A 12,335-nucleotide genomic window follows, 5' to 3' on the forward strand; every position below is an offset into this window, starting at 1 on the left:
CGGGATTCCCTTCCTTATCGTAAATCTCTTTCAATTGATCCGTAAGCTTGCGGTGAAACTCGACCCGTAAACCGTTTTCAAAATCAGATAGCCCTGCGTTATAAACAGCCTCATCTGCTCATCCGTTAACAGCACTGGCTTGCCGCCCTTCACGTCCGCATCCCCTCCTGATTTGATTCACGTATGCTCCGGCCGCTCCTGCAGCCAATCTTCCAAAGTCGCGACCTTGTCTGGACGCAGCCTGCTTCGCGCCAGAAAGCCGACGCCGTGATTCGCCATCGGATCCTGATCCGTCGGCTGATAGCGAAGATCGACGCTCCACCGCACCTCATCCGAATTGTTGGCCGTCGACATATGCAGGCAGCGGTCGTTGAACAAAATCGCGGTCCCCGCCTTCACCGGCAAAGCCACCGTTTCGGTAGGCCCGAGCTGCTCCTCCTTCAGCGCCGTATATCCCGTGCCGGTGTACGTTTCACGATGCCACTTGAGCAGCTTCTTCTTATGGGTCCTCGGCTTGATATGCAGGCATCCGTTCCGCTCCGTCGCATCGACGAGCGGAATCCAGACGGTGATGACCGGATTGGAATTGGCGTCGGGCCAATACGATTTGTCCTGGTGCCAAGGCACTGCTCCGGCCGCTACCCCCGGCACCTTGGGCCGCACGTTGTACACCGGATTGGCGAAAATTTCGCCGCCGATCAGCGATGCTACCGCATCCAAAATTTTGCTGTTGCTCATGAGGTGAAAGTAGCCGGGAAGCCGGTCGCGCCAGCTCCTCCCGTATTTCAAAAATTCTTGATCGGTCAGCCCTCGAAACAGCTCGGCAAGACGGTATCGGAACGGGCTGGCTTCCCTCTTGTCGCTAATGACGCCAGCGGCATACAGCTCATCGGCGATTTGCGACACTTTCGTTTCCATCGCTTCCCGAGCCGGCCGCAAATCTTCCTCGTCCAGAAGGCCCTCAAGCACCAAATAGCCTTCGGTATGATAAAAGTCGAGCTGCTCCTTCGTCAAGCTGCCCTGCATTTGGTTGAATTCCATCGATATTCGCCCCATTCGCTGCGGATTACTTCAAAGAAGCGAGGAAATTGACGATGCTCTCATCCGGCTTGTCATATTCCACATACGTATCGAACGGTTTTTTCATGGCTTGCTGGGTCGTGTCCAAATAATCCTGCAAGCCGAGATTTTGCACGCCCTTCACGTATTCGTCCCAGTTCTGGTCGATCGACTTGTCGCCTACGATGAATTGCACGGTCCATTGCTGGACATATTTGTTGATATTCGTGCTGGCCAGCGCATACTGCTGCGTTTTGGCGGGATCGATCCAGGAAGCGTTCGGATACACCTCTTTCGGCTGATTGCCCACGTAATTTTTTTCCGTCTCGTACAGAAGCGTCTCCTCCAGACCTTTCGGCGAGAACGGCGGCACCGCCAGCACAAAGCCGCAGCGGAACTCTTTCGACTGGAACATGGGGCCCATTTGGTTCCAGCCTTCGTTCTGTCTGGAGTCGCCGGCGTAAAATTTGTCGGAATCGGTGGCGAACAAGGCCGGGCCTCCGCACAGCCCCTTATCTCCCGGCTTCGCCTTCGTCCAATACTTCCCTTCCGGTCCGAAATCGAGCGTCTCCGTCCCTTCCGGCGTGTAGATGTAATTGATGAACTCCAGCAATTTGGCAACTTGCTCGTCCTTGGCTTTGTTCGTTACAACGAACTGCAGGCTGCCGAAGCCGTTGCCGTAGAAGGCGGCATAATGCATCCCGCCCGGCCCTTTGAGCGGCGCAACGGTTCTCCATGCTCCGAAATCTTTGTTTTGCGTGCCGCCGTCCAGAACGCCGCCCGAGTTGCCTTGAGCGAATACGCCTACCTTGCCCTGGGCCACCGCTTTCTTGACGTTATCCATCTTTTGGCTGAACGCTTGCGGATCGATCAATCCTTTTTTATAAAGTCTGTTCATATATTGGAGGCCTTGCTTCCATTCCGGCGTAATTGCGGAAAACGTCACCTTGCCGTTCTGCAGGGCGAGGTAATCGTTCGCATTGTTGGTGTCGACATTGTAAGCGAAGGAGTTCATGAGGAACGGAGTCGGGTCGGAGTGCCATCCATCCGTTCGGACGGCGCCTGTCATCGGAATGAGGCCGTTCTGCTTGAATACTTCCAGCACGTGCTCGAACTCGTCTGTCGTAGTCGGCATTTGCAGGTTGAATTTCTGCAGCAAATTCGTATTGATCCAAAGTTTGGACGAAAAATCGCAGTGCTGGCAATAGTTGTAGGCAGGCAAGCCGTAGTAATTGCCGTCCGGCGCCTGGGCGATGCTGCTCAATTTCTGGTCTTCCTGAAGCACCTTCCATACGTTCGGGGCGTATTTCTGCAGCATGTCTTTGCTAAGCGGTTTAATAATTCCCTGTTTCGAGTACTTTAAAATGTCCGCAGTCGAGAAAGAGCCGTTCCAGAACGCGTCGGGATAGTTCCCGCTTTGCAGCAGCAAAGCTTGCTTGGCTTGATAATCGCTTGCCGGCGCTTCCACCCAGTTGATTTTCATGTTGAATTTTTGCTCGGCGAATTTCGTGAACGCATTGGTGGACAAGCTGATCACATCCGACGGCGCGTGGGCAAACAAGGAGATCGTTATCAGCGCCGCAGAATTTTTGTCCGCAGGTTTATCCGTTGAGGCCGATCCGGAGCCGGCGTTCCCGTTCGCCGGGCTCTTGGCAAGCGGAAAGCAGCAGGATAGCGGCGCACAACATGGACATCATGCCGACAATCATTCGTTTCGTAGCTCGGGGATACATGGGCATGAACCTCCCTTTCAAAATGATCGTACGTTGACACGAACCTGTAAGCGGAATCTGCAAAACGATGCGCCAGTCTCCGCCTATTCCTTGACCGAACCGATCATGACCCCCTTTACGAAATATTTTTGGGCGAGCGGATACAGAAGCAGCATGGGAACGGAAGAGACGATAATGACGGAATATTTGAGCAGCGTTTTCATATCCTCAAACCGCTTGAGTTCCTCGGGCGTCATCGTCATCGCCGACATCGAAGCCTGATTCAGCACCAGGATCTCGCGCAGGATGAGCTGCAATGGAAACAAATCTTCGTTATCGAGAAAGATCAGGGCGTTGAAGTAAGAATTCCATTGGAAAACGGCCGACCACATGAGCAAGACCGCGATAATCGGTTTGGACAAAGGAAGAACGACGCGCACTAAAAATGCGGTGTCCCGGCACCCGTCGAGCTGCGAAGCTTCGTACAGCTCTTTGGAAATCGTCGATTGGAAAAAGGTTTTGGCGATAATGACGGAAAATATATTCAGGGCGGAGGGCAAAATGATGGCCCACCTGGTACCGATAAGGCCGAGCGATTTGACGACGAGGTAGTATGGTATAAGGCCTCCGCTGAACATCATGGCAAACAGAAGCGCCCATATGAAGAGGCTCCTGCCGTAAAACGTTTTTATCGAAAGCGGGTAGGCGAACATAATGCTTAAGGTAACGCTGAGCAAACTGCCTGCGATGACGTAAATGATGGAATTCAGATATCCGCTCCACACCGTCGAATAATGGAATACAGCTTCATATCCGAAAATGGTAGGTTGCACAGGCCACAGCCACACTTTGCCCCCGATGACGGCGGAAGCGGAGCTGAAGGAAGAGCTGAGGATATAAACGATCGGATAAGCGACCAACAGGAAGATGATGCTGAGGAAAATATAGAGCGAGATGAGCAGCCATCGATCGGATAACGACTCGCGAATGGCGGATCCCATCGGACTGTAGCGGTTCACGGCGTTCTCACCATCCTTTTAGAATAGGCTGGTTCCGGAAAATTTGCGCGACAGCATGTTGGAGCCGAACACCAGCACGAATCCGACTATGGAATTAAACAGCCCCACCGCGACGGAAAAGCTGAAATCGGAATTGACCAGGCCGATTTTGTACACATAGGTGGAAATAATTTCGGACGTGCTCAAGTTTAACGGATTTTGCAGCAGGAACGCTTTTTCGAATCCGACTCCCAGCACATTGCCGAGGCTGAGAATAAACAGGACGATGATCGTAGGCATAATCGCCGGAAGGTCGATATATCTCATCTTTTTCAGCCGGCTTGCCCCGTCAATTTTCGCGGCCTCGTAGACTCGGGATTGACGTTCGAAAGTGCAGCCAAGTAAATGACGGCGCCATAGCCGGTTTCCTGCCAAATGCTCGACCATACGTACAAGGAGGAGAACGCGGAAGGATTGCCTAAAACGTTCGGTACCTTTTGCACACCGAAGAGATGGAAAATTTGGCCCCATAACCCCGAATCCGGCGCAAGAAGGATGTCCATCATCCCTACCAATACGACGGTAGATATAAAGTAGGGCGCATAAGTAAACATCTGTACAAGCTTTTTGAATCGTTGATTTTTCACTTCGTTTAGCGCCAAGGCCAAAATAATGGTGGCCGGAATGCTGACGGCCAAATAATAGAAGCTGATGCTTAACGTATTGCGGATGACCGGCCAGAAAAACGGGGATTTAAAAAACAGCTCAAATTGTTTAAACCCGATCCAGGGGCTCCCCCAAATTCCTTGCATCGGATTGTAATCCTTGAAAGCAATTTGCGCGCCCAGCATGGGGATGTAATTGAAAACGACAAGAAAGATAGCGGGCACGGATATGACCAAATAGAGTTCCCAATGTTTCATGACCGCCCTGAAAGCCTCCCGCTTCGCCTGGCCGACGGCTGCGCCTGTATGCGCTTTCATTAGCGTCGGATGATGTGCCATCACATGCCTCCTTTTTTTGATAAACTCGACTCGAAGGAAGACTGCCTGTTTCATACCATCGTTTCCGCTGTCATAGGTTATGTATAATGGACAGCTCAGCGCCTATCCGCCGTTCCGACACCTCTACGACCACTCCCTTGCCCTTATTTCTTGAGCACTATCGTACCATTTCCGCGATTTCGCGTATTTGTTGTCCATTCCACTTTTTTGCATAAAATTCCGTTTTATGTAGGGGGCGTTGACAACGAAACTTCTCGCCGAAATTTCGCCTTACGTTCGCATGGCTCACCCGTGGTTTTACCATAACCATCCGGGCGAAAGCCGCAGAACCGGTTATTCGTACGCATTTCATTTGTTTACCGAGGGCAGGGGGCGCGTCATGGTCGACGACACGTTCTACGAAACGGAAAAAGGGACGCTCATTTTTATACGTCCCGGCATCCCCCACTCTTTCCATTACCGCCTGGAAGAGCCGACGAGGTCGATTAATATTTACTGCGATTTCTGGTCGCGTCCCGATGCTTACGCTCCTCATCTCGTTTATCCGCCGAATCCTTTGGAGCGGCGGCTCTTGACCAAAGTCGAGGAATGCCCGGAGCTCGAGCTGCTTCCCACATCGTCGTCTCTGGCGTCGCTGCCCTATTTGCAGGAATTTGTGATCCAGATCGTGAAAGCGACGGAAGCCAAACATTATGCCGAACAAGCCGCGGGCAGCCTGATGTATGCGTTCATTTTGCGCTGGTACGACAGCGTGGCCGGCCCCCAGCCTACGGACAAGCGCATCGTCAAAATTATCGAGGAGATGGAGCACCACCCCGAATCGTGGCTAGGGCTCGAAAGGTGGTGCCAGAAATGCGGCTTGGAGAAGTCGCACTTCTATCATTTGTTCAAGCAGGAAACCGGGATGACGCCGAAGCAGTATTTGCTCAAAGTCCGAATGAGGAAGGCGGCGGCCCTGCTGAAGGAAAACAACCAATCCATCACTTCCGTGGCGGAGCAGCTTGGATACGATTCCATCCACTACTTTTCCCGGCAGTTCACCGACTATTACGGCATCAGCCCTTCCCGCTTCCGCTCCAGATCCTCTTGAGGTAATTGCAGAAAAAAAAAAAGACGCGCAAGGAACGAAGTCCTTGCGCGTCATTATTGCATTACCCGAGAATGCCCTCGATCCGCTCCAGCACTTCCGGCGGCAGCACGATGCCCGAAGCTTTGGCGTTCTCCTCGACTTGCTCCGGACGGCTGGCGCCGACCAGGGCGCTGGCGATGTTCGGCTGGCGCAAGATCCAGGCGAGGGCGAGCTGGCCGACCGTGATGCCCAGCTCATCGGCGACGGCCGACAGCTTGCCGACCTTCTCGATCTTCTCCGCCGTTATCCCTTTGCGCATGTTCTCCAGCTTGGCGGCGCGGCTATCTTGCGGGATATCGGTGACGGACTTGTATTTGCCGCTGAGCAGCCCTTGCGCGAGCGGCGAGAACACGACTTGGCCGATACCTTTCGCCTCGCCCAGCGGGATGACGTCCTTCTCGATATAGCGGTTGAACATATTGTACACCGGCTGATTGACCACGATGCGATCCAGCAAATATTTATCTGCGACAGCCAGCGCTTCGGCCATCTGCACGGCGGTCCACTCGCTGACGCCGACGTACAGGATTTTGCCCTGGCGCACCAGATCGTCGATCGTCCGCAGCGTTTCCTCGACCGGAGTCTCCGGGTCGAAGCGGTGGCAGTAGTAAATGTCGACGTAGTCGGTGCCGAGCCGCTTCAAGCTGGCGTGGCACTGCTCCATCACGTGCTTGCGCGACAAGCCGCGGTCGTTGGGACCGTCGCCCATCGGCCAAAATACTTTGGTCGCCAGCACATAGGAATCGCGCGGATATGCCTTCAGCGCCTCCCCGACCACTTTCTCGGCGGCTCCGCGCTCGTATACGTTGGCCGTATCGAAGAAGTTGATGCCGAGCTCGTACGCCTTGTGAATCGACTTCGCCGCGTTGTCCTGCTCTACGTAGCCGCCGTAAGTAAGCCAGCTGCCCAAGCTGATTTCGCTCACCTTCAAGCCTGTTTTGCCTAATTTGCGATATTGCATGATTATTGCCTCCTTAAGTTTCTAGTTTGATGGAATCGCCCGCGGCGTCCGCCGCTTTACCCGCTCCGCTGCGGATAATGACGGCCCCGGCAAGGCCGGACAAGCCGGCGATCAGAAACACCGCTACGAACGAGATATGGTCCGCCAGCCAGCTGCCGCCGATCGTCACGATCGAGCTGACGCACAAGGTGATCATCGCGTTGACGCTGATGCCCATCGGCAGACGCTCGCGCGGAATTTGCTCGAGAATGAGAATGCCGCTGCTGAGGTTGTAGCCGATTACGCATAAGTTCGTCAAGGCGAAGGCGGCGTAAACGGTCCACAGGCTCGGAAACAGGACGATCAGCAAACAAGCCAGCCCCCCTGCCCCCGAAGCCATCACAAGAACGGGCCGATGCCCGATGCGGTCCGCCAAAATGCCGAAGAGAACGCTGCCCGTAATGTTGGCCAGTCCCGTAATGGCCGTGAACAGTGCGATGTCCGTGCTGCCGGCCGCAAACATCCGCACCGCATAAAGCGCGTAATACGCCAGTCCGCTTGCGCCGCCACGGTGAACGAGAAGCCGATGACCGTGCGCCCGTACGCCTTGAATTCGCGAAACATCGCCGGAATCGCCTTGAAATATTGAAAATAATTGAAGTCGACCTTCGTCACCGCATCCGGCTCGATTTCTTTCATCAGCACGAACGTCAGCACGTCCAGCAGCAGCAGGACGACGCCGATCGCAAAAATGAGCGTGTAATTGTAAGGATACGGCACCTCGCTCAAAATGACGCCGCACAGAGCGGAGGAGCCGAGCGCCAAAAAGCTCCCCGCACCGTTGCTGAAGCCGCGCAGCCGGCCCCGCGCGCGCTCCGCGACGAATTTGGCGAACAGGCTCATGAAGAACGGCCCGTACGATCCGACGAACAGGTTGAACACCGCCCAGCACACGAGGAACAGCACGACCATCAGCTTCGGGTGCGATTCGGCGATCAGCGGTATCGTCAGGACGAATGCCAGGAAAATGATCCTTTGAATGAACAGGATTTTCACGAACGTCTTCGCCTTGTGCGACAAATTCATCACCTTTTTGGCGAAGAACGGCTGGCTGACGAACGAGCCGATCGACACGAGGGCGTTGACCAGGCCGATCTCGAACGTATCCGCCCCCAAAGTGGCCAAAAAATACGTAATGACGGCATTGACCGACAAGAATGTCATCGCATTCACAAACAGAACGGTATCCATAAACAAGAGCGCATAATTTCTGCGATGATCATTCATAAGCGCGATTCTCTCCTATCGGGCCATTCGCCGCACGTTAGCCTTCGTAGAAATTGCGGACCCAGCGGTGCCTCCGCAGCAAGCGAAGCTGCTCGTCGCTTAGCCTCGTTCCGTCGCTGGCGGCGCAGTTGCTCTCGACGTTGCGGATGGTGCGCATCCCCGGAATGACGGTCGACACCGCCGGATGGCTGAGCACGAACCGCAGCGCCACCTCGGGCAGCCGGTCGAGGCCGACGCCCAGGTCGCCGGCGATCGCCCGATTCCGTTCGGCGATCTCGCGCTTGCGGTCGCCGCGGAAGTAATCGTTGCGGAAATCGCCCGCCGGGAACGATGTCGTCTCATCGATCCGTCCGGTCAAGCCGCCTTCGTCGAAGGGCACGCGAACGATGACCCCGACGTTATGCTCAAGGCAAGCCGGGAACAGCTCATCCTCGGGACTTTGGTCGAAAATGTTGTAGATCACCTGCACCGTATCTACGACCCCGGTACGGATCAGCTTGATCGCGTTGGACGGCTGATGATCGTTGATCGACACGCCGAAAAAGCGGATTTTCCCTTGCTCCTTCAGCTTGCGCACCGCTTCGAGCCAATCTCCCTGTCCTACCCAGTCGTCGTTCCAGACGTGGAACTGCTGCACGTCGATCGTGTCCAGCCCCAAATTGCGCAAGCTTTGCTCCGTGCACGCGATCACATGCTCCGCCGGGAACGTCTCCTCCGCAGGGACGCCGGGACGCGCCGGCCACTGATAGTTTTTGGCCGGAATTTTCGTGGCGACGGCTATCCTCTCCGGACGCTCCCGCACCACCTGGCCGACCAGCTTTTCGCTGTGGCCGTTGCCGTAAACAAGGGCGGTATCGATAAAAGTAAGCCCCAGATCGATCGATTTGTGCAGCGCGCGAAGCGATTCGTCGTCGCTTGCGCCGATCCAGCTGCTCTTGCCGATGCCCCAGGCGCCGTAACCGATTTCGGACACTTTGAGCCCCGTTTTGCCGAGTGTGCGATATTCCATGGCCGCTACCCTCCGTCACTTATGTTTATATCGAACTCTTTCATTATAAAATCGAATCCGAATTCGTGTAAGAGCTTACAACAAGCCAACCTAATTACCTCAGGGTAAGTACCCGGCAAGAGGAAACGGCTCTACGCCGTCCTTGGACGAGCGCGTTATCCGGCGTTAAGCTGGCTGTGCGACGTTAGGCGCGTTGTTCACCATTACTCCTCCAGCTTAACGCCTAGCAGCGGAATCAGCCTGAGTATTGGCGCAGCTGATACTTTCTGATGCAGCAAAAAAAGAGGAGCCAAGGCGGGCCCTAGCTCATCTTGTTGAAGCTGTGAGACATTTTCGACTGCAATCGCGTGTAATTGGCAATGTAGCGATCCAGCATCTCGCTTATTTCGAGGACGCGAGCGTTCTGAAAATTGTAATCGACCCGCTGCACCGCTTCCAGCAGCTCTTGTCTCAATTGCTCGATTACGCGGCATAATTGTTTATCGTCCAGCTTGCTCACCTGCTGCCTGATGGATATGACTGCTCGTCGGACTCATCATTAATGTCACACTAAATTCCGTAATTCCGTCTCCGCTTTTTACTTGAATGGAACCTTTGTAACGGTTCGCCAGCTGCTTGACGATATGCAGTCCTAACCCCGAATTCCTGCCGGTGCCTTTGGTGGAATAGCCCGACTTGAAAATGTCGCTTTGCCGCTCTTTGGGAATACATGCCCCGGTATTGGCGACGCTGAACTGGATTTGCCCGCTCCGGGCTGCTCCCCGGACTTTAACGAAGCGGCGCTCCGGGTCGAGCTCGCATGTCGCATCGAAAGCATTGTCAATCAAGTTGCTGAGGATTTTCACCGCGTCCGTTGACCGCACCGGACTTAGCTGCAGCTGATCCATATGAGCGAATTCGTAATCGAGCCGGACGCCCCTGGATTCGGCTTGCGACAGCTTGGCCTGCATGAGAGCGATGAGCGCCGGATCGCGGATGTTCACCAATTCTCCGACCGCTCTTATTTCGCCGACCAGAGCGTTTGTATATTTTTGCAGATCGTCGTACCGTTTCAATTGCAGAAAAGCGTGAATGGTTTGGATATGATTGATAAAATCGTGCCGCTGCTCGCGAATGGACTGGAACAGCTCGTTGATGTTGGCCAAATACGCGTCCTGCACGTTCTTCAAAGCGTTCTCTTTGTTTTTGCGGAAAAACCAAAGAATCAACACCATTAGCGCGATGATGACAACCGTGCAACATGCCATGAATACGGCCGTCTGCAAAAGCTGATGCCGAAGCGTCTTGTTCACTTCTCCGAGATCGGAAGCGATTTCGATCAAGAGCGGTGAACCTTGGGGATGGTATTTGAGATAGTCTTCTGTAGTGATAGGAGTAAAGCTCTTCATCACCGACTTCCCGTTCGCCTCGGCAAGATAGAATACCGTCTTATTGCCGCTTAGGGCGGCCGCTGCATAATCGCGCTCTTTCGGATCGCGGTATTGATAGCTGCCGAAAAGAACTTCCCGCGCCGAATACCAATCGTTGGGGGTCGGATGCTTCTCGGGAATTGCGCGCCCAAGAAGTTTATCGGAGTTCAGCACCGATATTTCGAGAGCGATTCCTTGATTTTCGTCGGCAATCCGCCTAATCGCATCTTCCACCCCTGTAATATTTTGGTAGCTGCGGAAACTCGTATCGTGCAGGAAAGGATCGATCAAATAGTTAGTCGTTCCGTCGTAATAATAGCCCCACTTGTTAATGACGCTCGGATTGGAAGTTGCCGTATCCATCGGGCCGCTCCAAAAATGCGGCAGCGTCTGCCCCATGCCGACGCTCACCGGCTGCAAGTCAAAGAGCTGCTGGAAAGCGACAAAGTTCGTGTCCCAGTTTTTGGAGCTGAGGTTGATCTCTTTCGGCTCGGACGATTTCAGTCCGACAATATCGTCGCCGACGCGGGCGAACAACGTAATGCCGTCCACTCCGAGCGATTGGCTGAGCTTGATTAATTGCTCGTTCGTCACTTTGTCAATGTCCGGGTCGAGCTCTTTCCGGGCGGCTATGGCGGCGGCCCGCAGCCGTTCTCCGAGCAGGTTCTCGACAAATTTTTCCCCCGCCGCGGCTTGCTCGATGGTGGCTTTCACACTTTTGAACAACAGTGACATTTTATTTTGCTGGCTGTTCATTAGAATGTCCTTGGAGTGAACAAAATAGAGACTGTTCAAAACAACAAGGATCGCTATGAACAAAATCGTCGTTTTCAACGGAATATTGGCGAGAAGTTTCATTTCGGGTGCTACCACCACCATCTGTTCGAGTTGCTCCTCCCCTTATTTCGACATTTTTTCGCATATTTCCTGCTTGCAGGCAGCTTGGCGCTGCGTTACATTGATGCTAAAAGACGACGCCTTTGGCAGAAAGGGGAATTGATGATGCACCTCGTCACGGCTGAGGAAATGCGGCAGCTCGACCGGCATACGATCGATACGATCGGCCTGCCCGCACTTGTGCTGATGGAAAATGCCGGGCGGGCCATCGCCGAAGCCGCCATCGCCATGAGCGCGCAGCTTGGCGTGCGCGGCCGTGCGGCGCGCTGGCTCGTGCTCGCCGGCAAAGGCAACAACGGAGGCGACGGCCTCGTCGCCGCGCGGCACTTGCGCGAGGCGGGAGCGGAAGCGGCGGTCGTCTACGCCGAGCCGCCGGAGCGGCTGGCCGGCGATGCCGCGCTGCAGCGCGATGCGGCGGCTCGCTTCGGCATCGCGGCGAGCGTCTTCGCGCCGGGCGCGATCGATTGGCGCGCATATGACGGCGTGATCGACGCGCTGCTCGGCACAGGGACGCAGGGAGCTCCGCGCGAGCCATACGCTGCGCTCATTCGCGAAGCCAATGCGATCGGCCTGCCGATCGTCGCTGCGGACATCCCGAGCGGCCTCGACGCTGACACCGGCGCCGTGCGCGAGCCGTGCATCCGCGCAGCGCGCACGGTGGCGCTCGCGTTCATGAAGCGGGGGCTCGCGCTGTACCCCGGCGCGGAGATGGCGGGCAGCGTTACCGTCGCACCGATCGGCATCCCCGCTTGGCTGGCGGAAGCGCACGACGTGCGGACGTTCCGTCTCGACGCGCGAGCCGTGCATCCGCGCAGCGCGCACGGTGGCGCTCGCGTTCATGAAGCGGGGGCTCGCGCTGTACCCCGGCGCGGAGATGGCGGGCAGCGTTAC

Annotated in this window: 15 protein-coding genes; 2 read left to right on the top strand and 13 right to left on the bottom strand. The window is 55.2% G+C overall.

The annotated features are described in order from the left end of the window. Positions 1 to 30 precede the first annotated feature (30 nt). The 7 genes from SD70_RS39405 to SD70_RS38475 all read right to left on the bottom strand — a co-directional run bounded on the left by SD70_RS39405 (position 31) and on the right by SD70_RS38475 (position 4,773). Entirely contained in the window at positions 31 to 153 is a 123-nt protein-coding gene (locus SD70_RS39405) for a hypothetical protein (RefSeq protein ID WP_269432515.1), read from the bottom strand. Positions 154 to 177: 24 nt separating this feature from the next. Next, entirely contained in the window at positions 178 to 1,041 is an 864-nt protein-coding gene (locus tag SD70_RS23245) for a phytanoyl-CoA dioxygenase family protein (RefSeq protein ID WP_041050140.1), read from the bottom strand. A 25-nt stretch (positions 1,042 to 1,066) separates the two neighbouring features. Beyond that, positions 1,067 to 2,587 carry an extracellular solute-binding protein gene (locus tag SD70_RS23250; RefSeq protein WP_041050142.1) on the bottom strand — a complete coding sequence of 507 codons (1,521 nt, stop codon included), beginning with the start codon at positions 2,585 to 2,587 and terminating at the stop codon, positions 1,067 to 1,069. Positions 2,588 to 2,660: 73 nt separating this feature from the next. Next, positions 2,661 to 2,792: a hypothetical protein gene (locus SD70_RS39410; RefSeq protein WP_269432516.1), complete on the bottom strand. Its 132-nt coding sequence runs from the start codon at positions 2,790 to 2,792 to the stop codon at positions 2,661 to 2,663. 83 nt (positions 2,793 to 2,875) lie between these two features. After that, positions 2,876 to 3,772: a carbohydrate ABC transporter permease gene (locus SD70_RS23255; RefSeq protein ID WP_041050166.1), complete on the bottom strand. Its 897-nt coding sequence runs from the start codon at positions 3,770 to 3,772 to the stop codon at positions 2,876 to 2,878. A gap of 36 nt (positions 3,773 to 3,808) precedes the next feature. Continuing rightward, the gene (locus SD70_RS38470) at positions 3,809 to 4,096 is read right to left on the bottom strand and encodes a hypothetical protein (RefSeq protein WP_231571447.1); all 288 of its coding nucleotides are present in this window, start codon (positions 4,094 to 4,096) and stop codon (positions 3,809 to 3,811) included. A 5-nt stretch (positions 4,097 to 4,101) separates the two neighbouring features. After that, positions 4,102 to 4,773, bottom strand: coding sequence for a hypothetical protein (locus tag SD70_RS38475; protein ID WP_231571449.1), 672 nt, complete (start codon positions 4,771 to 4,773; stop codon positions 4,102 to 4,104). A gap of 238 nt (positions 4,774 to 5,011) precedes the next feature. On the opposite strand from SD70_RS38475, the gene SD70_RS23265 reads away from it, so the two are divergent. Beyond that, positions 5,012 to 5,863: a helix-turn-helix transcriptional regulator gene (locus SD70_RS23265; RefSeq protein WP_041050144.1), complete on the top strand. Its 852-nt coding sequence runs from the start codon at positions 5,012 to 5,014 to the stop codon at positions 5,861 to 5,863. Between the two features lie 61 nt (positions 5,864 to 5,924). Here SD70_RS23265 and SD70_RS23270 read toward each other — a convergent pair whose 3' ends face one another. The 6 genes from SD70_RS23270 to SD70_RS23295 all read right to left on the bottom strand — a co-directional run bounded on the left by SD70_RS23270 (position 5,925) and on the right by SD70_RS23295 (position 11,303). Then, complete coding sequence (locus SD70_RS23270) at positions 5,925 to 6,863, bottom strand: aldo/keto reductase family protein (RefSeq protein ID WP_041050145.1); 939 nt, start codon at positions 6,861 to 6,863, stop codon at positions 5,925 to 5,927. 13 nt (positions 6,864 to 6,876) lie between these two features. Then, the gene (locus SD70_RS23275; protein ID WP_231571451.1) at positions 6,877 to 7,341 is read right to left on the bottom strand and encodes an MFS transporter; all 465 of its coding nucleotides are present in this window, start codon (positions 7,339 to 7,341) and stop codon (positions 6,877 to 6,879) included. Next, the gene (locus SD70_RS38480) at positions 7,242 to 8,129 is read right to left on the bottom strand and encodes an MFS transporter (RefSeq protein WP_041050148.1); all 888 of its coding nucleotides are present in this window, start codon (positions 8,127 to 8,129) and stop codon (positions 7,242 to 7,244) included. Before SD70_RS38480 ends, SD70_RS23275 begins: the two co-directional genes overlap by 100 nt. Positions 8,130 to 8,166: 37 nt before the next feature. Next, a complete protein-coding gene (locus SD70_RS23285) occupies positions 8,167 to 9,138 on the bottom strand; it encodes an aldo/keto reductase (RefSeq protein WP_041050150.1) in 972 nt (323 codons plus the stop codon). Between the two features lie 301 nt (positions 9,139 to 9,439). Further along, entirely contained in the window at positions 9,440 to 9,637 is a 198-nt protein-coding gene (locus SD70_RS23290) for an aspartyl-phosphate phosphatase Spo0E family protein (protein ID WP_041050151.1), read from the bottom strand. Next, positions 9,618 to 11,303, bottom strand: coding sequence for a sensor histidine kinase (locus SD70_RS23295; RefSeq protein ID WP_197081121.1), 1,686 nt, complete (start codon positions 11,301 to 11,303; stop codon positions 9,618 to 9,620). The genes SD70_RS23290 and SD70_RS23295 overlap by 20 nt, the downstream gene beginning before the upstream one ends. Positions 11,304 to 11,549: 246 nt before the next feature. On the opposite strand from SD70_RS23295, the gene SD70_RS23300 reads away from it, so the two are divergent. Beyond that, on the top strand, positions 11,550 to 12,335 hold a 786-nt coding region (locus SD70_RS23300; protein WP_082053600.1), incomplete at its 3' end, for an NAD(P)H-hydrate epimerase.

It is taken from the genome of Gordoniibacillus kamchatkensis (genome assembly GCF_000829455.1).
GTDB lineage: Bacteria > Bacillota > Bacilli > Paenibacillales > NBRC-103111 > Gordoniibacillus > Gordoniibacillus kamchatkensis.